Raw genomic sequence first — 318 nt, forward strand, 5'->3', positions numbered from 1 at the left:
GGTCAAGTTCCCCGCGCTCAATAGCAGGAATTAAGCCCAAATGACGGCTAGGAATATCAATATCCAATTCCCGCTTCATATATCCCAGCACCGGAACATCGCATTCTTGCTCGATGGCCGCTTTGACAATTTGGTAATGCCCTACACTTCCCACTTGATTGGCAATTACCCCAATGATGTTCGGACCGGTTGAAAAGTCCTGAAACCCTTTTACAATGGCTGCGGCACTTCGCGCCATGCTGGCACAGTTGACTATCAACAAGACAGGGCTTTGGGTGATCATGCTGATTTCAGCCGTCGATCCTGTATTGGCTAAAG

General features: G+C 48.7%; 1 protein-coding gene. It reads right to left on the minus strand.

Annotation, left to right across the window (positions count from 1 at the left end; genetic code table 11):
* A partial coding sequence (locus tag SB773_RS30795; RefSeq protein WP_486304305.1) for a nucleotide-binding protein occupies positions 1-318 on the minus strand: 318 nt, incomplete at both ends.

The organism is Bacillus sp. SIMBA_074 (genome assembly GCF_046534555.1).
Classification (GTDB): Bacteria; Bacillota; Bacilli; order Bacillales; family Bacillaceae_G; genus Bacillus_A; species Bacillus_A mycoides.